Source organism: Bradyrhizobium sp. BLXBL-01 (assembly GCF_051853025.1).
Lineage (GTDB): Bacteria > Pseudomonadota > Alphaproteobacteria > Rhizobiales > Xanthobacteraceae > Bradyrhizobium.
The window spans coordinates 7,610,343-7,631,761 of the sequence record NZ_CP182471.1 but is presented as its reverse complement, the minus strand read 5'-3'; the positions used below and the strand labels follow the sequence as shown (position 1 = coordinate 7,631,761).

General features: G+C 64.5%; 18 protein-coding genes. 11 read left to right on the top strand and 7 right to left on the bottom strand.

What is annotated here, in order from left to right; genetic code table 11:
- Positions 1 to 62 precede the first annotated feature (62 nt).
- The 3 genes from ACNJYA_RS35300 to ACNJYA_RS35290 form a co-directional block, all read right to left on the bottom strand.
- Positions 63 to 1,946, bottom strand: a complete 1,884-nt coding sequence (locus ACNJYA_RS35300; RefSeq protein WP_439401612.1) for a feruloyl-CoA synthase — start codon at positions 1,944 to 1,946, stop codon at positions 63 to 65.
- A gap of 10 nt (positions 1,947 to 1,956) precedes the next feature.
- Positions 1,957 to 2,766, bottom strand: coding sequence for a crotonase/enoyl-CoA hydratase family protein (locus ACNJYA_RS35295; RefSeq protein ID WP_172787081.1), 810 nt, complete (start codon positions 2,764 to 2,766; stop codon positions 1,957 to 1,959).
- Between the two features lie 125 nt (positions 2,767 to 2,891).
- Positions 2,892 to 3,737 (bottom strand): SDR family NAD(P)-dependent oxidoreductase, encoded by an 846-nt coding sequence (locus tag ACNJYA_RS35290; protein WP_439401611.1) that lies wholly within the window; start codon positions 3,735 to 3,737, stop codon positions 2,892 to 2,894.
- 180 nt (positions 3,738 to 3,917) lie between these two features.
- Between ACNJYA_RS35290 and ACNJYA_RS35285 the strand changes: the two genes are divergently transcribed.
- The 4 genes from ACNJYA_RS35285 to ACNJYA_RS35270 all read left to right on the top strand — a co-directional run bounded on the left by ACNJYA_RS35285 (position 3,918) and on the right by ACNJYA_RS35270 (position 9,174).
- On the top strand, positions 3,918 to 5,414 hold the full coding sequence (locus ACNJYA_RS35285; protein ID WP_439401610.1) for an aldehyde dehydrogenase family protein: 1,497 nt from the start codon (positions 3,918 to 3,920) through the stop codon (positions 5,412 to 5,414).
- 119 nt (positions 5,415 to 5,533) lie between these two features.
- Positions 5,534 to 6,661: an alkene reductase gene (locus ACNJYA_RS35280; protein ID WP_439401609.1), complete on the top strand. Its 1,128-nt coding sequence runs from the start codon at positions 5,534 to 5,536 to the stop codon at positions 6,659 to 6,661.
- A gap of 241 nt (positions 6,662 to 6,902) precedes the next feature.
- Entirely contained in the window at positions 6,903 to 7,406 is a 504-nt protein-coding gene (locus tag ACNJYA_RS35275; protein ID WP_439401608.1) for a GFA family protein, read from the top strand.
- Between the two features lie 106 nt (positions 7,407 to 7,512).
- Positions 7,513 to 9,174 (top strand): thiamine pyrophosphate-binding protein, encoded by a 1,662-nt coding sequence (locus ACNJYA_RS35270; protein ID WP_439401607.1) that lies wholly within the window; start codon positions 7,513 to 7,515, stop codon positions 9,172 to 9,174.
- A gap of 114 nt (positions 9,175 to 9,288) precedes the next feature.
- Here the strand turns inward: ACNJYA_RS35270 and ACNJYA_RS35265 are convergent, their stop codons facing one another.
- Entirely contained in the window at positions 9,289 to 10,668 is a 1,380-nt protein-coding gene (locus ACNJYA_RS35265) for an LLM class flavin-dependent oxidoreductase (protein ID WP_260381058.1), read from the bottom strand.
- A gap of 275 nt (positions 10,669 to 10,943) precedes the next feature.
- Between ACNJYA_RS35265 and ACNJYA_RS35260 the strand changes: the two genes are divergently transcribed.
- From ACNJYA_RS35260 to ACNJYA_RS35235, 6 genes are all read left to right on the top strand, one after another.
- Positions 10,944 to 12,329 (top strand): M20 family metallopeptidase, encoded by a 1,386-nt coding sequence (locus ACNJYA_RS35260; protein WP_260381057.1) that lies wholly within the window; start codon positions 10,944 to 10,946, stop codon positions 12,327 to 12,329.
- A gap of 87 nt (positions 12,330 to 12,416) precedes the next feature.
- Positions 12,417 to 13,328 (top strand): amino acid ABC transporter substrate-binding protein, encoded by a 912-nt coding sequence (locus ACNJYA_RS35255; RefSeq protein WP_172787089.1) that lies wholly within the window; start codon positions 12,417 to 12,419, stop codon positions 13,326 to 13,328.
- Positions 13,329 to 13,457: 129 nt separating this feature from the next.
- Positions 13,458 to 14,189 carry an amino acid ABC transporter permease gene (locus ACNJYA_RS35250; protein WP_035997279.1) on the top strand — a complete coding sequence of 244 codons (732 nt, stop codon included), beginning with the start codon at positions 13,458 to 13,460 and terminating at the stop codon, positions 14,187 to 14,189.
- Between the two features lie 3 nt (positions 14,190 to 14,192).
- Positions 14,193 to 14,885, top strand: coding sequence for an amino acid ABC transporter permease (locus ACNJYA_RS35245; protein WP_439401606.1), 693 nt, complete (start codon positions 14,193 to 14,195; stop codon positions 14,883 to 14,885).
- Positions 14,886 to 14,897: 12 nt separating this feature from the next.
- Positions 14,898 to 15,629, top strand: a complete 732-nt coding sequence (locus ACNJYA_RS35240) for an amino acid ABC transporter ATP-binding protein (protein WP_212260106.1) — start codon at positions 14,898 to 14,900, stop codon at positions 15,627 to 15,629.
- Between the two features lie 189 nt (positions 15,630 to 15,818).
- Positions 15,819 to 16,679, top strand: a complete 861-nt coding sequence (locus ACNJYA_RS35235; RefSeq protein ID WP_212260108.1) for a D-amino-acid transaminase — start codon at positions 15,819 to 15,821, stop codon at positions 16,677 to 16,679.
- A 130-nt stretch (positions 16,680 to 16,809) separates the two neighbouring features.
- Here ACNJYA_RS35235 and ACNJYA_RS35230 read toward each other — a convergent pair whose 3' ends face one another.
- From ACNJYA_RS35230 to ACNJYA_RS35220, 3 genes are all read right to left on the bottom strand, one after another.
- Positions 16,810 to 17,271, bottom strand: coding sequence for a carboxymuconolactone decarboxylase family protein (locus ACNJYA_RS35230; protein WP_172787094.1), 462 nt, complete (start codon positions 17,269 to 17,271; stop codon positions 16,810 to 16,812).
- A gap of 26 nt (positions 17,272 to 17,297) precedes the next feature.
- Positions 17,298 to 18,911: an MDR family MFS transporter gene (locus ACNJYA_RS35225; RefSeq protein WP_439401605.1), complete on the bottom strand. Its 1,614-nt coding sequence runs from the start codon at positions 18,909 to 18,911 to the stop codon at positions 17,298 to 17,300.
- 117 nt (positions 18,912 to 19,028) lie between these two features.
- On the bottom strand, positions 19,029 to 20,210 hold the full coding sequence (locus tag ACNJYA_RS35220) for an HlyD family secretion protein (RefSeq protein ID WP_439401604.1): 1,182 nt from the start codon (positions 20,208 to 20,210) through the stop codon (positions 19,029 to 19,031).
- Positions 20,211 to 20,424: 214 nt separating this feature from the next.
- On the opposite strand from ACNJYA_RS35220, the gene ACNJYA_RS35215 reads away from it, so the two are divergent.
- Positions 20,425 to 21,336, top strand: coding sequence for a LysR family transcriptional regulator (locus ACNJYA_RS35215; RefSeq protein WP_172787097.1), 912 nt, complete (start codon positions 20,425 to 20,427; stop codon positions 21,334 to 21,336).
- The last annotated feature ends 83 nt before the right edge of the window (positions 21,337 to 21,419 follow it).

The following is a 21,419-nucleotide window of genomic DNA, read 5'->3' as shown; positions in this document are numbered from 1 at the left end:
ACCTCTCCCCGCAAGCGGGGAGAGGTGAAGAAAGAGCCGACTGGTTCATCCCAATTGTCATCTTAGCCGACCGATATCACACGGTTCGACGGATTGGCAGCGTAGAGCTCCTCGATCAGCTCGCCGCGATGCTCAAGCACCGCGCGCTGGTTGATCGAGCCCTTGTCGGTGACTTCGCCCTTGTCGATCGAGAGCGGCGTGTCCATCAGGATCGCGCGCGTGATCCGCGTCGAGGAACCCGTGGCCTGGCCGAGGAAACGGGTCAGGCGCTCGCGGAAAGCCTCGCGCACCAGGCGGTCGCGTGTCGCGACGACGAGATCGTCGGGCGGCAGCGTCGGGTTGATCAGGCGGCAGCCGTCGAGATCGAGCACGACCAGCGCGGAGACCTCGTCGCGGTTGATCCCGGCGATGACGACGTCGCGCACCAGCGGCGCGCAGGCCGCGGTGAGGCGCGCGCGCAGCGGGCCGACGCTGACCCAGGTGCCGCTCGCGAGCTTGAAGTCCTCGCTGACGCGGCCGTCGAAATCGAAGCCGGCATTGAAGTCATCGGGATCGGCGGGCTTGAGCGCGTCGCCCATCTTGTAAAATCCTTCCTCGTCGAAGGATTTTGCGGTGATGTCGCCTTGGCGCCAGTAGCCGGGCATCACGTTCGGCCCTTTGGCACGCACCTCCAGCTTGCCGTTGTTCGGCACCAGCTTGGCGTCGTTGCCGGAGACGGGCAGGCCGACATGGCCGGAGCGGCTGGTGCGCGGATTGACCGACATGAAGAACGGCGCGGTCTCGGTCGCACCGAGACCGGTCAGCATCGGCACGCGATAGCCCTTCTCCTTCGCCGCGAGCTCGTCGAGGCTGTTCCAGACGAACGGCGACAGCGCCGCGCCGGAGAAGAACATCGCATGCAGCCGGTCGAAGAACTTGGCGCGCAAGCCCTGGTCGTCGCGCAAATAGGGCAGCAGCGATTCGTAGCCCTTGGGCACGTTGAAATAGACCGTCGGCGAAATTTCCCGGAGATTGCGCACGGTCTCCTCGATGCCGCCAGGCACCGGCTTTCCGGCGTCCAGATACATCGAGCCGCCGTTGTAGAGCGTCAGGCCGATATTGTGATTACCGCCAAAGGTGTGATTCCACGGCAACCAATCGATGATGACCGGCGGCTCGTCCTTCAGGAAGGCGAGCGTTTCGCGCAGCATCACCTGGTTAGCGCAGATCATGCGCTGGGTGTTGATGACGGCCTTGGGATTGCCGGTCGAACCCGAGGTCAGCAGGAATTTTGCGATCGTGTCGGGGCCGATCCTGGCGTGGACGTCGTCGAGATCGCCACGGATCGGCGTCGCCATGAGATCGGCGAGCAGGGTGACGTCGCGGCCCGGCACGTGCCCATAGGACGCGGCGATCTCGGTGCCGAGCGAGACGTTCGCGGCGAGCGCATCGGCGAACTTGTCGGCATCGTCGGCGAAGACGAGGCCCGGCGTCAGCAGCTTCATCAGATAGGACAGCTTGCCGTAGTCCTTCGACACCAGCGAATAGGCCGGCGACACCGGGCAGAACGGAACGCCGGCGTAGAACGCGCCGAAAGCGAGGAGCGCGTGGTCGATCGAATTGCCCGAGAGGATGACGACCGGCCGCTCCGCCGACAGGCCGCGCGCAATCAGGCTTGAAGCGATGTGCCGGCTCGCGGTGAGCAGCTCGGCATAGGTGATCTTGCGCCAGCCGCGACCACCTTCGCGCTCGGCCATGAAGACGCGGTCCGGCGTCGTCGTGGCCCAATGATGCAGGCGGTCGGTGATGCGGACCGGGTAGTCGCCGAGCGGCTGCTTTGGCCGCAAGTAAATCGTGCCGTCGTTGCGCCGCTCGATGTTGACGACGGGATCGCCGAACGAGATGGGCCGCAGCGGGAAATCGCTCGCGCCGCGCTCCATGCCGGAAGAGGATGGCTCCGCGCTCATGACTTTACGCTCATGATTTGGGCTTCACCTTCGCGGTCTTGTGCTCGAGGAATTCGCGGATCCGCCGTTTGGCCTCCTTGTCGCTCTGCGCGACGGTGGCCATCAGCGACTCCATCAACAGGCCGGTCTGCGGATTGGCCTCTGCGATCATCGGCAGCGCCTGGAGCACGGCAAAATTCGTCAGCGGGGCATTGGACGCCACCTTGGTCGCAAGCTCAAGCGCCTTCCCGAGCCCGTTGCCGGCCTCCGTCAGATATTGCGCGAAGCCGTAGGACGCGCCCTCGGTCGCGCTGTAGACGCGTCCCGTCAGCATCATGTCCATCATCCGGGCAACGCCGATCAGCCGCGGCAGCCGCACCGAGCCGCCACCGCCGACGAAAATGCCGCGCTGCCCCTCTGGCAGCGCGAAATAGGTCGAGGGCTCGGCGACGCGGATATGGGCCGCGCAGGCAAGCTCCAGCCCGCCGCCGATCACGGCGCCCCTGAGCGCTGCGATCACGGGCACGCGGCTGTACTGGATGCGGTCGAACACCCGGTGCCACATCTGGGAATGCAGCAGCCCGCCGGTGGCGTCGTGCTCGGTCAGCTCGGAGAGGTCGAGGCCGCTGGAAAAATGGTCGCCGATGCCGTGGATGACGACCGCGCCGATGTCCTCGGGCAGGTTCGCAAAGCACTCGCCGATTTCCAGGATGATGCCGTCATTGAGCGCATTGCGCTTGGCCGGCCGGTTCAGACCCACGGTCAGAACCCGGTCCGCCCGCTCGATCCTCAAAAGCCCGGAGGCGCCCGCGTCCGCGGTCTCGGCGTTTCCCTGTGTCATTTGCGTCCTTGTCAGAATAGTTATGTTGTATAACGAATTTTGAGGGAGTCAAGGTGGGGGCACAGCCAGGTGGCGGGGCCCACCCTCTCCGCGAGCACCGGGGCCAGCGACAGAGCGGTGCGGGCCTACTCTTGCGCCACAAACTTGGCGAACGCGTCGGCGTAATCCGGGTGCCATCGCGACAGCGGCGGGCGGTTCTCGACGATGTCGCCGGCGGCCCACAGCATGCGCTTCTCGTCGAGCGCCCGCGGCACGTCATTGTCCGGGCAGAGAATGTAGAAATCGCCGGCCTCCAGCCGCGCCAGCATGAAATCGACCGTCTGCTCCGGCGTCCAGGCGCCGGCCGGCTTCTCGGTGCGGCCCTTCGCGGTCAGGCCGGTGAAGACGAAGCCTGGGATCAGCAGGTGTGCCGTGACGCGACAGTCCTTCGTGTTGCGCAACTCGTGCTGGAGCGCCTCGGTGAACGCCTTCACGCCGGCCTTCGAGACATTGTAGGCGGGGTCGCCCGGCGGCGTGGTGATGCCCTGCTTGGAGCCGGTGTTGATGATGAGGCCGCATTTGCCGCGCGCGATCATGTTCGGTGCAAAGATGCGCGAGCCGTTGATGATGCCCCACATGTTGACGGCGATGATGCGCTGCCAATTGTCCGGCGCGTCGAACAACGTGCTGCCGGGCTGAATGCCGGCATTGTTCATGAGGACGTCGGTGCCGCCGAACCGCTCATGGACTGCGCGCTCGAGTTCCGTCGCGCTCTCGATCTTGCTGACATCGACGGCCGAGGTCATCACGTTCGCGGCCGACGTAACGGATGACAGTTTTGTTGCAGCTTCTGCCAGGCGTGCCTCGTCGACATCCGCGATACACACTTTCATTCCAGCGCGCGCAAAGGCCGCAGCGGCGGCAAATCCGATGCCTGCTGCGCCACCCGTGATCACGGCAACATTGTCTTTGACGATGGCGGGATGTGACATGGATCGTCTCCGTGGAAAGCCTTCAGTCGAGCTATAGCATGGCAGCGATGCGACCCTGCACAAGTCGGCATGGGAGGTCTTCGTTCCGCGCTGCCTTTACGCTGATCAGGCACGGCTGTATCCTTTGCAGAACGATCCCGCCCAGATCGAACCAACCAATAACCGACAGGGAGTGCAGCCATGGCTGTGTCGCAGGCTATTCCGATCGCGCGCCATCCGTTCGCAAACGGGTCCTACAAGCAGATGCTGATCGACGGGAAGTGGGTCGATGCAGCCTCGGGCAAGCGCTTCGAGACCCGCAATCCCGCCACCGGCGAGCTGCTCGCAACCGTCGCCGAGGGCGACAAGGAAGACATCAATCGTGCGGTTGCCGCTGCCCGCCGCGCCTTCGAAGGTCCGTGGAGCAAGGTCAAGCCGTTCGAGCGGCAGAACCTGCTTCTGAGGCTCGCCGACCTCGTCGAGAAGAATTTCGACGAATTGTCGCAGCTCGACACGCTCGACATGGGCGCGCCGCTGAGCCGCACCCGTGCCTACCGCCTGCGCGCCGTCGGCATGCTGCGCTATTACGCCGGCCAGACCACGGCGATCCACGGCGAGACCATCGAGAACTCGCTGCCCGGCGAAATCTTCTCCTACACGCTGAAGGAACCGGTCGGCGTCGTCGGCGCGATCATCCCCTGGAATGGCCCGCTCACGGCGACGATCTGGAAGATCGGTCCTGCGATCGCGACCGGCTGCACCGTGGTGCTCAAGCCGGCCGAAGAAGCACCGCTGACCTCGCTGCGCATCGCCGAGCTTGCGATGGAAGCGGGCGTGCCGCCCGGCGTCATCAACGTCGTTCCCGGCTATGGCGAGACCGCGGGCGCGGCGCTCGCTTCGCATCACGACGTCGACAAGGTCGCCTTCACCGGCTCGCATGTCACGGGCCAGTCGATCATCCGTGCCTCGGCCGGCAACCTCAAGCGCGTCTCGCTCGAGCTCGGCGGCAAGTCGCCGGACATCGTGTTCGCCGATGCCGATCTCGACGCCGCCGTGCCGGGCGCGGCGATGGCGGTGTTCGCCAATTCGGGGCAGATCTGCAGCGCCGGCACGCGCCTGTTCGTCGAGCAGTCGATCTACGAGGAGTTCGTCGGCCGCGTCGCCGAGTTCGGCAAGAAGCTGCAGGTCGGCAACGGCCTCGATCCCAACGTGCAGATCGGCCCGCTGGTCTCCGAGCAGCAGCTCGAGCGCGTCACCGGCTATCTCGATATCGGTCAGAAGGAAGGCGCCCAGGCGCTCGCCGGCGGCGGCCGCGTCACCGAAGGCGCATTGTCGAAGGGCTTCTTCGTCTCGCCGACGGTGTTCGCGGGCGTCCAGGACAACATGCGCATCGCGCAGGAGGAGATTTTTGGCCCCGTCATCTCCGCGATCGCGTTCAAGGACATGGACGAGCTGGTCAAGCGCGCCAACAACACCACGTTCGGCCTCGGCTCCGGCCTCTGGACGCGCGACGTCAGCAAGGCCCATGCGGTGGCGAAACGCTTGCGTGCCGGCTCGGTGTGGGTCAACTGCTACCAGGCGATGGATCCGGCCGTGCCGTTCGGCGGCTACAAGATGAGCGGCTATGGCCGCGAGTCCGGCAAGCAGCACGTCGAGGAATATCTCAACGTGAAGGCCGTCTGGATCAAGACGGCGTAGCATCCATTCCTTCCCGCGTTCCACGAGGGGGAATATCTATTTTTGCAGGGGCGGCGCCTTTTCGAAGGGCCGCCCCTCGCTATATGATCCGCATCCTTCCATAGAAAGTCGGTGTCAGCATGAAATTCGAGGCGTTGTTCAAGCCGTTGCAGGTCGGTCCGTACAAGCTCGCCCATCGCGTCGCGATGGCGCCGTTGACGCGTATGCGGGCCGAGCGCGAGAGCTTTTCGCCGCGCTCGCTCAACGCCGAATATTACGGTCAGCGCGCAACGAAGGGCGGTTTGCTGGTCGCCGAAGCTTCGCCGGTGCTCTCGCACGGCCGCGGCAACCCGGCGACACCCGGCATCTATTCGGACGCGCAGATCGCCGGCTGGCGCAAGGTGGTGGATGCCGTGCATGCCAAGGGCGGCATCATCTTCCTCCAGCTCTGGCATGTCGGCCGCGTCTCGCATTCCTCCTTCCACGGCGGTGAACTTCCGGGTTCGGCCTCGGCAATCCCGATCAAGGCCGAAGGCATGAAGGCGATGACGGCGGACGGCAAGATCGCCGAGTACGAGACGCCGCGCGCGCTGGAGACCGAGGAGGTCAAGGGCATCGTCGAGGCGTTCCGGCAGGGCGCCACGAATGCGCTCGCCGCCGGCTTCGACGGCGTCGAGATCCACGGCGCCAACGGTTATCTGCTCGAGCAATTCCTGCAATCGCGCAGCAACCACCGCACCGATCAGTATGGCGGCGGAATCGAGAACCGCGCGCGCCTGCTGCTCGAGGTCACGCGGGCCGCGATCGACGTCTGGGGCGCGAACCGCGTCGCCGTGCGGCTGTCGCCCCACGGCATCGCCAATGATTCCGGCGAACCCGACCCGATGCCGCTGTACACGCATGTGGTAAAGGCGCTCGACAAGCTGGGTCTCGCCTATCTGCATTTCATCGAGCCGCGCTCCAGCGGCACCGGCCGCGCCGATGTCCACTGGGAGAACGTGCCCTCCGCCATGATGCTGTTCCGCCCGCTCTACAGCGGCATCTTGATGACGGCCGGCGGCTTCACCGGCGAGACCGCCAACGCGGCGATCGCGGAAGGCCACGCCGACATCATCGCCTTCGGCCGCATCTTCATCTCCAATCCGGATCTGCCGCGGCGCCTCGAGCATGATTATCCGATCACGCCGTACAACCGCGCGACGTTCTACGGCGGCGAGGAGAAGGGGTACACGGATTATCCTGTTTATGACGAGCTGACGTCGGCCTGATCTCACCCGTCATTCCGGGGCGACGCGCAGCGTCGAGCCCGGAATCCATTTCACGTCCTGGCTTGCCGCCAATGGATTCCGGGCTCGCGACCTCGTCGCGCCCCGGAATGACGATCTTGATTTGTGGCGCGGCCGCCACCACAATTTCCGTCATTGCGAGCGCAGCGAAGCAATCCAGAATCTTTCCGCGGAGACGGCCTGGATTGCTTCGCTGCGCTCGCAATGACGACGGAGAGAGACGATGGCCAAAGCCGCAGCCGCCGCAGGGATCGCCACCGGCCAATGCCTCTGCGGCAAGGTCGCCTTCGAGATCGACGTGCCGGCACGGTGGGCCTGGCATGATCATTCCGCCGCCAGCCGCCGCGCTCACGGCGCGGCCTACGCAACCTATGTCGGAAGCTGGAAGAAGCGCTTCCGCATCACCGCCGGCAAGTCCGCGCTGACCCGCTACGAGGACAAGGCGACGAAGACCGCGCGCAGCTTCTGCTCGCATTGCGGCACGCCGATCATGTACGAACGTCCGCGCGGCCCGCACATGGTCAACATCCCGCGTGCGCTGTTCAGCGAGCGCACCGGCCGCCAGCCGCTCTATCACATCGCCATCGAGGAGCTGCAGGAATGGGCCTATACCGGCGAGCCCCTGGTGCCGCTGAAGGGCTTTCCCGGCGTCGTCTGGCAGCGCGCGAAAAAGAAGAAGCGCCCGGGCGGCGAGGATCCGTTCGAACTCGGTCGCGAGGAGATGTAGCGCCTCTCCCGCGCAACGCAGCCATGACAGCGCTTTCTTGCGCGTCTGCCGACATCTCGGCCATCATGCCTCGTCCTTGCGGCAACGGTCCGCTCCTGGAGGAAACATGAAGAACAAGATCACCGGCCGCTCCGCCTTTCTCGCGCTGCTCAAGGACGAGGGCATCACGCATCTGTTCGGCAATCCCGGTACCACCGAGCTGCCGATCATGCATGCGCTGAAGGACCATCCCGATCTCACCTATGTGATGGCGATGCAGGAGAGCCTCGTGGTCGCGATCGCCGACGGCTACAGCCGCGCTTCGGGTAAGCTCGTCGCCTGCAACGTCCATGTCGCGCCCGGCCTCGGCAATGCGATGGGCTCGCTCTACAACGCCCAGTTCACGGGCACGCCGATGATCTTGACCGCGGGCCAGCAGGAGCAGGGCCACGGCCTGATGGAGCCGGTGCTCTATGGTCCGCTGGTGCGCATGGCGGAGCCGCTGGTGAAATGGGCGGTCGAGGTGACGCGGCTGGAGGACCTGCCGCGCATCGTGCGCCGCGCCGCCAAGGTGGCGATGACGCCACCGACCGGGCCGGTGTTCATCTCGCTGCCCGGCGACATCCTCAACAGCGAAGCCGGCATCGATCTCGGCCGCTCCACCCGCATCGATGCGCGCACGAAACCATCCGACGAGGCGCTGAAGGCCTTTGCCGCACGCCTGCTCAAGGCCGAGCGTCCTGTGATCGTCACCATGGACGAGGTGGTCAAGAGCGACGCGCTGAAGGAGGCCGCCGAACTGGCGGAGCTGCTCGGCGCTGCGGCCTATCAGTCCTCGACACCGTACGGCTCGCACTTCCTCTCGGAAAGCCCGAGCTTCGTCGGCACGCTCGCGCGCGTGCAGAAGGCCGCGCGCGATACGCTCGCGCCGTACGATCTGCTGATCGCGCTCGGCGGCGATCCCTTGCGGATGTCGGTCTACAGCGAGGTCGACGCGCTGCCTGACGGCCTCGGCATCGTGCAGATCGGCCTCGTCGATTGGGAGATCGCCAAGAACTACGGTGCCGAGATCGCGCTGAAGGCCGATTTGAAGGAAACGCTGCGCGCGCTGATCCCGGTGCTGAAGGAGATGGGCGGCGCGGCCCTCGCGAGCCGCGCAAGGCAGCGTCTCGCCGAGCTCGCGCCGAAGAACTGGACCGCGCGCCGCGCCGCTTTGGTCGAGCAGATCGGCAAGAGCGCCGGCCGCACGCCGATCGATCCGGACTTCCTCGTGCTGCAAATGGTCGAGGCCATGCCTGATAACGCCATCCTGGTCGATGAAGGCCTCACCTCCAGCCGCCAGGTCACGGCCCTGCGGCCGCATCGCGATCGCTACGGCTATCACGGCCTCGCCTCCGGCGGCATCGGCTGGGGCCTGCCGGCCTCGGTCGGGGCCAGCATTGCCAATCCGGATCGACCCGTCGTGTGCTTCTCCGGCGATGGCAGCGCGATGTACTCGATCCAGTCGCTCTGGACCGCGGCGCATCACAAGCTGCCGCTCAACGTCGTCATCGCCAACAATGGCGGCTATCGCATCATCAAGCAGCGCCTGCTCGCCTTCCACGGCGACGACAATTACGTCGGCATGGATTTCGTCGATCCGCCGGTGGATTTCGCTGGCATGGCGAAAGCGCTCGGCTGCGAGGCGATCAAGGTCAGCGATCCCCGCGAGCTGAGGGCGGCGCTGACGTCGGCGTTCAATCGTCCGGGGACGAAGCTGATCGAGGTGATGGTGGACGGAAAGGTGTAGGTCGGGCTCTATCCACCGTCATTGCGAGGAGCGCAGCGACGAAGCAATCCAGAATCTCTCCGCGGTGACAGTCTGGATTGCGTCGCTGCGCTCGCAATGACGAGGTGGAGGCAGCTAGCCCTTCCTCCCCACGCGATAGCCCGCCGCCGGGTGTGGCGCATCGAGCCTCGCACGCCCCCCACCAAACAGCTTCTCCCGCAACGTGCCCTTGGCATACTCGCTCTTGTACCGCCCGCGCCGGGTCAGCTCAGGCACCAGCATGTCGGCGATATCCTCGAAGTCGCCGGGCGAGATCGCGAACGCGACGTTGAGCCCGTCGACGTCGGTCTTCTCGAACCAGTCCTCGATTTTGTCCGCGACCATCTCGGGCGTGCCGACCACGACCGGGCCGGCGCCGCCGATGCCGACATGCTCGATGACATCGCGCACGGTCCAGACGCGGTCGGGATCGGCGCGGGTGACGTTGTCCATGGCGCTGCGGCCGGCATCGTTCTGGACGTGCCGCACCTGCTGATCGAGGTCGTAGCCGGAGAAGTCGACGCCGGTCCATCCCGACATCAGCGCCAGCGCGCCTTCGGGGCTGATGTGGCGGCGATAATCGGCGTATTTTTCCTTTGCTTCGGATTCCGTCCGGCCAAGGATGATCGTCATCATCGAGAACATCAGGATCTCGGCCGGGTTGCGGCCGAGCGCGGCGGCCTCCTGCCGGATCGCAGAGACGCGCGGCGCAATCACCTTGGCCGACGGTCCCGACATGAACACGCACTCGGCATGCCTGGCCGCGAACTGCCGGCCCCGCGGCGAGGTGCCGGCCTGGTACAACACCGGCGTGCGCTGCGGCGAGGGCTCGCTGAGATGAATGGTGTTGTTGATGCGGTAATTCGCGCCCTCGTGATTGACGCGATGAACCTTTGCCGGATCGGTGAAGATGCCGCGCTTGCGGTCGCGCAGCACGGCATCGTCCTCCCAGCTGCCCTCCCAGAGCTTGTAGACCACATCCATATATTCGTCGGCGATGTCGTAGCGGTCGTCATGCCCGGTCTGCTTGTCCTTGCCCGCGCCGCGCGCGGCGCTGTCGAGATAGCCGGTCACGACATTCCAGCCGATCCGCCCCTCGGTGAGGTGATCGAGCGTCGACATCCGCCGCGCGAACGGGTAGGGCGGCTCGAACGACAGATTGCTGGTGACGCCGAAGCCGAGATTTTGCGTCACTGCGGCCATCGCCGACAGCAGCAGCAGCGGCTCGTTTGACGGCGTCTGCGCTGCATTGCGCAAAGCTGCGTCAGGGCTGTTGCCATAGACGTCATAGACGCCGAGCACGTCCGCCAGGAACAGCCCGTCGAAGCGGCCGCGCTCCAGCGTCTTGGCCAGATCGATCCAGTAGGGCAGGCGATTATAGTCGGCGGTGCGGTCGCGCGGATGGGTCCACAGGCCCGGCGACTGGTGCGCGACGCAATTCATCGCAAAGGCGTTGAGCCTGATCTCTTTGGCCATGCTGGTCCCTCGGCGCCCCTGTACTGAGCGCTCTTCGAATGATAGATGTGCGCCCGACCTTGGCGAACTTCTTGCATATCGCTTGCGCTTGGCAAGGCCAAAGTCGGCGTCGCAGCTGCGCTCGGCAGGCCAATCCTAGGGAAGCAAGAACGAAATCCCAAGAGAGCTACAAGAAAACTACAAGAGAACTACAAGAGCAATCCAAGTCCCCGCCACTTTCGAGGGCCACCCCATGTCGGGTAAGGTCCTTCGTCTCACAGTCTCGAAAAGCAAGTATGACCAGAGCCGACGCCATCGCCCGCGCCCGTGAGGATTTCAAGTCCGGCGCGTTCCTCGCTGAACTCGACCGCCGCGTCGCCTACAAGACCGAGAGCCAGAATCCGCAGCGCGGCCCCGAGCTGCGCGCCTATCTGGAGCAGGAGATGCAGCCGGCCTTCGCCGCGCTCGATTTTTCCAGCCGCATCGTCGAATCCCCGAGCGGCAAGGCGCCGTTCCTGTTCGCCGAGCACCACGAGAGCGCGTCCGCGCCGACCGTGCTGGTCTACGGCCATGGCGACGTCGTCGACGGCATGGAAGGCGAGTGGCGCGATGGCCGCGATCCCTGGCGCACCAATGTTGCGGGGACGCGCCTTTACGGCCGCGGCACCGCCGACAACAAGGGCCAGCACAGCATCAATATGGCGGCGCTCCGCGCAGTGCGCGACGCGCGTGGTGGCAAGCTCGGCTTCAACGCCAAATTCATCATCGAGATGGGCGAGGAGATCGGCTCGCCCGATCTCGGCAAGGTCTGCGATCTCCATCGCGACGCGCTCAAGGCCGATTTGTTCATGGCCTCGGACGGGCCGCGCCTCTCGGCCGATCGGCCGACGCTCTTTCTCGGCTGCCGTGGCGGCATCCGCATCCATCTCGACGTGAACTTGCGCGACGGCGGCCACCATTCCGGCAATTGGGGCGGCGTGCTCGCCAACCCCGCGACCATCCTGGTCAACGCGATCTCCACCCTGGTCGACGGCCATGGCCGTCTCCAGCTCGATGCGCTGAAGCCGCCGCGCCTCACCAACCAGATCCGCAGCTATCTTGCCGACGTCGAGGTGGTCCCGACCGCGGACGAGCCCGCACTCGCGGAGAACTGGGGCGAGGAGGGGCTTTCGGCCGCCGAACGGCTCTACGCCTGGAACACGCTGGAAGTGCTGGCGATGTCCTCAGGCAATATCGAGAAGCCGGCCAACGCTATTCCGGGCCAGGCCAACGCCGTGCTGCAACTGCGTTTCGTGGTCGGGACGAAGGTCGAGGGGCTGATCGAGGCGATCCGTGCGCACCTGGTCGGACGCGGTTTCCCGATGGTCGAGGTGCGCGCGGCGCAGAGTTTTGCTGCATCGCGCACCGATTTCGACAGCCCGTGGATCAAATGGGCCGCGGATTCGGTGCAGGAGACCACCGGCAAGGCGCCGGCCGTGCTGCCGAATTTCGGCGGTTCGCTGCCCAATGACGTGTTCTCCGAGATCCTCGGCCTCCCGACGATCTGGGTGCCGCACTCCTATCCCGGCTGCTCCCAGCATGCGCCCAATGAGCACATCCTGCTGCCATTGACCGAAGAGGCCTTGACGGTGATGGCCGGGCTGTTCTGGGATCTCGGCGAGTTGCCGGCGCCGTTAACCTGAGCCGTTAATCCAGCCGAAAGTTACATTCTAATCCGGCCCGATTTGTGCTTGCATCCGGGCCGCACCATCCGAAAGGGGAAGTAAAACGTGAAACATTTCCGTCACATCGGGCTCGCGCTCGCCGCGACCTTCGTCGTCAGCCAGGCCGGGGCCCAGGAGCTGACCGGCACGCTGAAGAACATCAAGGACACCGGCGCGATCACGCTCGGTTTCCGCGACTCCTCGATCCCGTTCTCCTATCTCGACGACAACCAGAAGCCGGTCGGGTTCGCGATGGACATCTGCTACAAGATCGTCGACGCCGTGAAGAAGGAGCTCAAGCTCGACAAGCTCGAGGTCAAGCTCAACCCGGTGACGTCGGCGACCCGTATCCCGCTGATGGCCAACGGCACCATCGATCTCGAATGCGGCTCGACCACCAACAATGCCGAGCGCCAGAAGCAGGTTGCCTTCACCAACACCCACTTCCTGACCGCGAGCCGCTACGTCTTCAAGAAGTCGAGCGGCCTGAAGTCGATCGAGGACCTCAAGGGCAAGACCGTGGTCTCGACCGCCGGCACCACCAATATCAAGCAGCTCACCGAGGCCAACGTCGCCAAGGGCCTCGGCGCCAACATCATTCCGGCCAAGGATCACGCCGAGGCCTTCCTGATGGTCGAGACCGATCGCGCGATCGCCTTCGTCATGGACGACATCCTGCTCGCGAGCCTCGTCGCCGGCTCGAAGTCGCCGGGCGATTATGAGGTCTCCAAGGACGCGTTCTCCAAGCCCGAGCCCTACGGCATCATGCTGCGCAAGGACGACGCGCCCTTCAAGAAGGTGGTCGATGCTGCGACCGCCGCGCTCTACACCTCGGGCGAGGCCGAGAAGATCTACAACAAGTGGTTCACCCAGAAGATCCCGCCGAAGGGCCTGAACCTCAACACGCCGATCTCGGCCGAGCTGAAGAACGAGTTCGCCAAGCCGACGGACTCGCCGAACCCGGACGATTACAAGTAAGATGCATCATCCGCCTCTCCCCGTTTGCGGGGGGAGGCGGTACATTCGGCCTTTTCTGGAGGGAGAATGGCCGGACATTTGCATAGGCGCCCAGGACATCCATGATGGGCGCGTTCGCGCGGGGGACACGTGAACTACAACTGGAACTGGGGAATTTTCTTCCAGCCGAATCCGATGGGGACCGGCACCTATCTCGACATGCTGCTGTCGGGTTTGGCGCTGACCCTCAAGACCGCGGCGCTGGCCTGGGTGATCGCGCTGATCACAGGCTCGATCGTCGGCGTCATGCGCACGCTGCCGTCGAAAGGCGCCAATTGGTTCGGCTTCGCCTACGTCGAATTCTTCCGCAACATGCCGCTGCTGGTGCAGCTCTTCCTGTGGTTCTTCGTGCTGCCGGAGATCCTGCCGAGAGCCGCGGGCCTGTGGCTGAAGCAATTGCCGAACGCGCCGTTCTGGACGGCTGCGATCGGGGTCGGCTTCTTCATGTCGGCGCGCGTGGCCGTGCAGCTGCAGGCCGGCATCTCCTCGTTGCCGCGCGGGCAGAAGATGGCGGCGACTGCGCTCGGCCTGACCACCGTGCAGGGCTATCGCTACGTGCTGCTGCCGATGGCCTTCCGCATCATCCTGCCGCCGCTGACGTCCGAATTCCTCAACACCATCAAGAACACCGCGGTCGCCATCACCATCGGCCTGCTCGAGCTGACCGGACAGGCGCGCTCGATGCAGGAATTCTCGTTCCAGGTGTTCGAGGCCTTCACCGCCGCGACCATCCTCTATCTCCTCGTCAACGCCGTCGTCGTCACCGCCATGCGCTTCCTCGAGCGCTGGGTGGCGATCCCCGGCTACATCACGGGGAAATAAGCGATGTTCGGCAATCTCGATTTCGATGTCATCCGCCGCGCGCTGCCCTATCTGTTCTACGAGGGCATGACGTTCACACTGACGCTGACGGCTCTTGCTGCCCTCGGCGGCCTGGTCTTCGGTACGGCGCTCGCTCTGATGCGCCTGTCCGGCTTCAAGATTCTCGGCCGCATCGCCGGCATCTATGTCGACTTCATGCGCTCGCTGCCGCTGGTGCTGGTGATCTTCTGGTTCTACTTCCTGGTGCCCTATATCGGCCAGTGGCTGACCGGAGCCTCGCGGCCGATCAGCGTCGGCGCCTTCGCATCCTCGCTGATTACTTTCATCATGTTCGAGGCCGCGTATTTCTCCGAGATCATGCGCGCCGGCATCCAGTCGATCTCGCGCGGCCAGCCGGCCGCGGCCAGCGCGCTGGGGCTGACCTACGCGCAGACCATGCGCTACGTCGTGCTGCCGCAGGCCTTCCGCAACATGTTGCCGGTGCTGATCACGCAGACCATCGTGCTGTTCCAGGACACTTCGCTGGTCTACGTCCTGTCGATCACCGACTTCCTGGGCGCGGCGAGCAAGGTGGCGCAGCGCGACGGCCGCCTGGTTGAGATGTATCTGTTCGCAGCGATCGTCTACTTCACCATTTCCTGTATCGCGTCCTACGGCGTCCGTCGCCTGCAGGCGCGCATCGCCATCATTCGATAGAGCGTGTCGATCATGATCGAAATCAGCCATGTCAACAAATGGTACAGCCCCACCTTCCAGGTGCTGACCGACTGCACCACCAATGTCACCAAGGGCGAGGTGGTCGTGGTCTGCGGCCCCTCGGGCTCGGGCAAGTCGACGCTGATCAAATGCGTCAATGCGCTGGAGCCGTTCCAGAGCGGCGACATCCTGGTCGACGGCACCAAGGTCAACGATCCCAAGACCAATCTGCCGAAGCTGCGCTCGCGCGTCGGCATGGTGTTCCAGCATTTCGAGCTGTTTCCGCACCTCAAGATCATCGACAATCTCTGCCTCGCGCAGGAGAAGGTACTGGGCAGGGGGCATGACAAGGCGCTGACCAAGGGGATGCAGCTGCTCGAGCGCGTCGGCTTGAAGGAGCAGGCGCAGAAATTCCCGGCGCAGCTCTCCGGCGGCCAGCAGCAGCGCGTCGCCATCGCGCGCGCGCTCGCCATGGATCCGATCGTGATGCTGTTCGACGAGCCGACCTCGGCGCTCGATCCGGAAATGGTCAGCGAGGTGCTCGACGTCATGGTCGATCTCGCCCGCGAGGGCATGACCATGATGGTCGTGACCCACGAGATGGGTTTTGCCCGCAAAGTCGCCAACCGCGTCATCTTCATGGACCGCGGCGAGATCGTCGAGGACGCGGCGAAGGACGATTTCTTCGGCAAGCCCCGCAGCGACCGCGCGCAGAAGTTCTTGTCGAAGATTCTGTCGCATTAACCGGTCGTCATCCCGGGGCGCGCTTAGCGCGAGCCCGGGATCCATCGGGCGCCAGTACCGGGGTGAGATGGATTCCGGGGTCATTCGCTTTGCGAATGCCCCGGAATGACTGATCGAGGGTTTATCGGGCTCGCCAAATCTCCTATACCGATAGCCAATTCCCCCCTTTTCCCTCCCAGGAGACCTGCCTTGGACTCGATCGCCTACGTCAACGGCTCATTCGTCCCGCTCTCGGAAGCCAGGATCTCGGTGCTCGATCGCGGCTTCCTGTTCGCCGATGGCATTTACGAGGTCTCGGCCGTGCTCGACGGCAAGCTGGTCGACAATGCTTCGCATCTGGCGCGGCTGGAGCGGTCCGTCGGCGAGATCAGCTTGAGGCTGCCGGAGACCATCGAGCGCATCACCGAGCTGCAGAAGGAGCTGATCGCCCGCAACAAGCTCGTGAACGGCCTCGTCTATCTCCAGGTGACGCGCGGCGCCGACAAGGGGCGCGACTTCCCGTTTCCCAAGGCTGACGTCAAGTCGAGCCTGGTGATGTTCACCTCGGAGAAGGACATCATCAACACCCCGGTGGCCAAGACCGGCATCAAAGTCATCACGGTGCCCGACATCCGCTGGGAGCGCCGCGACATCAAGAGCGTGGCGTTGCTGGCGCAAGTGCTGGCGAAGCAGGCCGCGGCCGAAGCCGGCGCCGGCGAAGCCTGGATGCTGCAGGATGGCTATGTGACCGAGGGCGGCTCGTCCACGGCGTTCATCCTGACCAAGGACGACGTCATCGTCACCCGCAAGAACTCCAACGCCATCCTGCCCGGCTGCACCCGCAAGGCCGTGATCGCGCTTGCAGAGGAGCGCCAGCTCCGCGTCGAGGAGCGTTCCTTCACGGTCGCCGAAGCGCTCGCCGCCAAGGAAGCGTTCATCACCAGCGCATCCTCCTTCGTGCAGCCGGTCGTCGCCATCGACGGCAAGACGATCGGCGACGGCAAGCCCGGTCCGACGGCGACGCGCCTTCGCGAGATCTACGTTGAGTTCGCCAAGGCGACGGCGGTTTAGGCCACACGCTCAGCTGCCGTAGGGTGGGCAAAGCGAAGCGTGCCCAACTTTTCTTGAATTCATGGAGAGATGGTGGGCACGGCGCAAGTGCGCCTTTGCCCACCCTACGAGACCGTCTGTTACGGCCGGCTCACGCCACCGACGCCTTCACCTTCACCGGATGAACGGCGCGGAACGCGATCGCAATCCGGTTCCAGGCATTGATGGCGCCGATCAGCATGGTCAGGTTCACCGTGTCCGCCTCGGAGAACTGCGCGCGGACCTGTTCGTAGACGTCATCCGGCGCATGCGTCTCCGAGATCAGGGTCACCGCTTCCGTCCAGGCCAACGCCGCGCGCTCGCGGTCGGAATAAAGCGGGGATTCGCGCCAGGCATTGAGTAGATAGATGCGCTGCTCGGTCTCGCCGCGCTTGCGGGCGTCCTCGGTGTGCATGTTGATGCAGAAGGCGCAGCCGTTGATTTGCGACGCCCGGATCTTGACCAGCTCGATCAGCGATTTCTCCAGGCCCGTCGACTGGATCTGCGCTTCCAGCGCCATCAGCGCTTTGATCGTGTCGGGCGCGGCCTGGTAGTAGTTCATGCGGGGCTTCATGGTCGGTCTCCTTTTCTTTGGCTGGGTCAGTGGGCTCCGCCGGCCGAGACTTGGCCGGGCTTCTTCAGGAAGAGGACGGCAACCAGGGCAACGATCAGCGCCATGCCGAGCAGATAGAACGTGTCGCTGAAGGCGAAGATAAAGGCCTGCTTCTGCACGGTATGGCCGATCGCTACATAGGCGCGATGCGCGGCGTCCGCACGGTCGAGAACGCCGTGATTGACGAAATATTGCGTCAGCTGCCCGATCCGCGTGCGTGTGGCTTCTTCGAACACAGAGACCGACTGCATCAGCACGTTGGAGTGATATTGCTCGCGCTTGGTCAGAACGGTCTGCAGCAGCGCGATGCCGACGGCGCCGCCGAGATTGCGCATCATGTTGAACAGGCCGGAGGCCGAGCCCGCATTCTCCGCTTCGATGCCTGCGGTTGCGACCGCCGACAGCGGCGCCATCACCAGCGCCTGGCCAATGGCGCGAACGACATTGGGCCACAGCAGCTGGTCGGCGGCATAGTCGTTGGTCATGTCGATGTTCATGAAGTTGGATGCTGCGAACAGAACGAAGCCGAAGCCGATGATAATCCGCGCATCGAATTTTTGCATCAGGCGCGGCACCAGCGGGATCAGCACGAGCTGCGGCAGCCCGGTCCAGGCCAGCACCGTGCCGATCTGCTCGGCGTTGTAGCCCTGGATGCGCGACAGGTATTGCGGCAGGATGAACACGGAGCCGTAGAGTGCGACGCCGAGCAGGAAGTTCGCGAGCATGCCGAAGCCGAAATTGCGGCGCACGAGCAGGCGCAGATTGAGCAGCGGCTTCTTCACCGTGAGCTCGATGATCAGGAAGGCGGTCAGCGCAACGGCGGCAATGACCGAGAGCTTGACGATGAAAGGCGAGCCGAACCAGTCGTCCTTGTTGCCTTCCTCCAGCACGGTCTGCAGTGCGGACAGGCCGATCGCCATGGTGATGATGCCAGCCCAGTCGCCCTCGCGGAGCAGCGAAAGATTCATGGGCTTCGCCTCGAGCGCGTACCAGAGCATGCCGACCATGATCGCGCCGGGCACGAGGTTGACGTAGAAGATGTATTGCCAGCCGAAATTCTCGGTGAGATAGCCGCCGATGGTCGGGCCGATCGCCGGCGCGAACGTCGCCGACAGCGCGAACAGCGCAAGGCCGACCGGCTGCTTGCCGCGCGGCAGCAGCATGATGATCAGCGTGAAGGCCATCGGGATCAGCACGCCGCCGGTGAAGCCCTGGATGGCGCGCAGCACGATCATCTGCGACAGATCCTGCGCCAGCGCGCAGGCCGCGGACAAAACCAGGAACAGGATCGCGTTGGTGAGCAGGTAGATGCGGATCGAGAACACCTGCGCCAGCCAGCCGGAGAGCGGGATCACCACGATCTCGGCGATCAGGTAGGAGGTCGAGATCCAGCCGCCGTCATCGATGCCGGCGCCGATCGCGCCCTGGATGTCCGCGAGCGAGGCGTTGACGATCTGGATGTTCAAAACCGCCATGAAGGCGCCGAGGGTGGCGCCGATCACCGCGATCCAGGTCCTTGTGGATACAACCGGCATCGTGGGCTCAGCAGGGACGGGGAGATTGGCGGAGGTGGCGTTGAGGGCCGGTTGGAGCGTGCTCATGGAAGCCTCGTCTCGGGTACGGAGACAGGATGCGTTAGGCGGGTGGTTTCGATCATCGCGGAAATTCTGGAAGGATCATCCGGTCGGATTTGACGGTCCGGCCGGAGCCTTCCGGCTTCAGTCTCCGCTTGGGTGGGGTGCGTTGTCAGCCAGACGTTTCGCGCTGTCGCGCTCGGCCAGCACCGCCTGTTTGGTGTCGACGGTCGGCACCGCGGACATGCCCGGCCGGAGTAGGCCCGTGAGGCTGTGATCGTCGAGCACGATCTTCACGGGAACGCGCTGCACGATCTTGGTGAAGTTGCCGGTGGCGTTGTCGGGCGGCAACAGCGCGAATTCGAGCCCGCTTGCCGGCGATAGGCTGTCGACATGGCCGCGCAGAATGGTGTCGCGGAAGCTATCGACGTGCAGCTCGACCGGCTGGCCCGGCCGCACATGGGTGAGCTGGGTTTCCTTGAAATTGGCGACGACATAGACGGCATCGAGCGGCACCACCGCCATCAATTGCGTGCCGGCCTGCACGTATTGGCCGACACGCAAGCTGCGGGCGCCGACCGTGCCGTCCACGGGAGCTGTGATTTCCGTATAGGACAGGTTCAGCGCGGCTTGCTGCGCGACCGCACGGGCGCGTTCGAGCTGGGCGGCAGCCTGGGCGCGCTGGGTGGTGAGCACGTCGACCTTGCGCTGCGCGGCGACGAGGCCGGACTTGGCATGCTGCAATTGCGCGCTGCTGGCGCGCAGCGCCGCATCGGTCTGCTGCGCGCGCTGGATCGTGCCGGAGCCCGACTTCATGAGGTCGTCGTAACGGGCGCGCTCCTCCTGCGCGAATTTCAAATTGGCGTCCGCAGCCGCCACATCAGCCGTGCTCTGCGCGATAATCGGCTGTTGCAGTTCGAGTTGGGCATCAATGTTGCGGACCGAGGCTTCGCCGGCAGCAACGTCGGCTTTCGCCTGGTCGAGCGCCGCCTTGAAATCGCGGTCGTCGATCTTGGCCAGCAGTTGGCCCGACCGAACCTTCTCGTTGTCGCCGACCAGCACCTTGGCGATGTAGCCGGAGACCTTCGGCGCGACGATCGTCGAGTCCGCCTTCACATAGGCGTCGTCGGTGGATTCGAGGTATCGGCCGTTGGTCCAGTAATCGTGTCCGTAGTAGGCCATGGCTGCCGTGCCTGCGAGGAGCGCGAGCGCCAATGCCGCGCGCCGAACCCTGTTCGGGGCTGGGACAGCGGGCGCCGTCTTGGCATATTCGTGCGCGATTTCAGTTGCTTGCTGGAAGGTCTCAGTGCGGGGCATTTCGGACATTTGCGTCTCCTGTCGTCTCGCTGAGACTATCGGTCTTGCTGGCTCAGGTGATAATCAGCTAAATTCTGGAAGGATTATCCATTGAGAGTGGATAATCTGAGCCGTCACCCTGGTTCGTGATGTCTACCGGGTCAGGGGCGCGACTGCGCCAGCGCGATTGCCGTCTCTGTCGCGCGATTGCTGCCGAGGCGCACATCCCAGTGCAAGGAAAGCCATGGATCGATTGACCAGCCTCGAAGTGTTCAGCCGGGTGGTCGAGGCCGGCGGCTTCTCTGCAGCAGCCCGCAAGCTCAACATGTCGACCACCATGGTGAGCAATCACGTGCAGGCCCTGGAAGACCGGCTCGGGGTGCGGCTGCTTCACCGCACCACGCGCAAGGTCAATCTGACCGAGATCGGCAAGGCCTATTACGACCGCTGCGTCCAGATTCTCGCCGACATCGAACAGGCCGACGACATCGCGAGCGAATTGCAGTCGGTGCCGCGTGGCACGTTGCGCATTCACGTCGCCACGCACATGGTGCCGTTCGTCGCGCCGATTGCGGCGAAACTGCTGTCGACCTATCCGGAGCTCAAGATCGATCTGCGCATGGGCGAGGCCGAGGTCGACCTCATCGAGGAAGGCTATGACGTGGCCCTGCGCATGATACAGCCGCCGGATTCGAGCCTGATCGTGCGGAGCCTTGCCACCTGGCGTCACGTGCTGTGCTGCTCCCATGACTACATCGAGAAGCACGGCCGGGTGCAGAAGCTCGACGAGCTCGCCGCGCACAATTGTGGTCGGCACTTGAACTATCCGTTCGGCGACGAATGGCGTTTCCTCGATCGCAAGGGCTCGCCGGCCTCGGTGCGCATCTCCGGCAGCTTCGTCACCAACAGCGGGGAAGCGCTACGGAAGGTCGCGCTGGAGGGCGCCGCAATCTGCCTGATGGCGGGGTTCCTCATTCAGGACGATCTCGAAGCTGGCCGCCTCGTGCGCCTGTTGCCGGAATATCGGACGGTCGAGCTCTCCATGAATGCGGTCTACCCGCATCGTCATCATCTATCGGCGAAGGTGAGGACCTTCATCGACCTGCTCGTGCATCACAGCGCCGAGCAGCAGAAGCTGATCAACCCGTATTCGTAAGCGACGGCGGGCAGAGCCGTAGGGTGGGCAAAGGCGCGTTGGCGCCGTGCCCACCATCTCTTCGTCATTGCGAGCGAAGCGAA

Excerpts from the sequence above, each read along its gene's own strand:
- ACNJYA_RS35300 (WP_439401612.1), bottom strand. The coding sequence starts at position 1,946 with ATGAGCGCGGAGCCATCCTCTTCCGGCATGGAGCGCGGCGCGAGCGAT.
- ACNJYA_RS35285 (WP_439401610.1), top strand. The coding sequence starts at position 3,918 with ATGGCTGTGTCGCAGGCTATTCCGATCGCGCGCCATCCGTTCGCAAAC.
- ACNJYA_RS35280 (WP_439401609.1), top strand. The coding sequence starts at position 5,534 with ATGAAATTCGAGGCGTTGTTCAAGCCGTTGCAGGTCGGTCCGTACAAG.
- ACNJYA_RS35225 (WP_439401605.1), bottom strand. The coding sequence starts at position 18,911 with ATGAGCACGCTCCAACCGGCCCTCAACGCCACCTCCGCCAATCTCCCC.
- ACNJYA_RS35245 (WP_439401606.1), top strand. The coding sequence starts at position 14,193 with ATGTTCGGCAATCTCGATTTCGATGTCATCCGCCGCGCGCTGCCCTAT.
- ACNJYA_RS35295 (WP_172787081.1), bottom strand. The coding sequence starts at position 2,766 with ATGACACAGGGAAACGCCGAGACCGCGGACGCGGGCGCCTCCGGGCTT.
- ACNJYA_RS35260 (WP_260381057.1), top strand. The coding sequence starts at position 10,944 with ATGACCAGAGCCGACGCCATCGCCCGCGCCCGTGAGGATTTCAAGTCC.
- ACNJYA_RS35275 (WP_439401608.1), top strand. The coding sequence starts at position 6,903 with ATGGCCAAAGCCGCAGCCGCCGCAGGGATCGCCACCGGCCAATGCCTC.
- ACNJYA_RS35230 (WP_172787094.1), bottom strand. The coding sequence starts at position 17,271 with ATGAAGCCCCGCATGAACTACTACCAGGCCGCGCCCGACACGATCAAA.
- ACNJYA_RS35240 (WP_212260106.1), top strand. The coding sequence starts at position 14,898 with ATGATCGAAATCAGCCATGTCAACAAATGGTACAGCCCCACCTTCCAG.
- ACNJYA_RS35290 (WP_439401611.1), bottom strand. The coding sequence starts at position 3,737 with ATGTCACATCCCGCCATCGTCAAAGACAATGTTGCCGTGATCACGGGT.
- ACNJYA_RS35270 (WP_439401607.1), top strand. The coding sequence starts at position 7,513 with ATGAAGAACAAGATCACCGGCCGCTCCGCCTTTCTCGCGCTGCTCAAG.
- ACNJYA_RS35220 (WP_439401604.1), bottom strand. The coding sequence starts at position 20,210 with ATGTCCGAAATGCCCCGCACTGAGACCTTCCAGCAAGCAACTGAAATC.
- ACNJYA_RS35215 (WP_172787097.1), top strand. The coding sequence starts at position 20,425 with ATGGATCGATTGACCAGCCTCGAAGTGTTCAGCCGGGTGGTCGAGGCC.
- ACNJYA_RS35265 (WP_260381058.1), bottom strand. The coding sequence starts at position 10,668 with ATGGCCAAAGAGATCAGGCTCAACGCCTTTGCGATGAATTGCGTCGCG.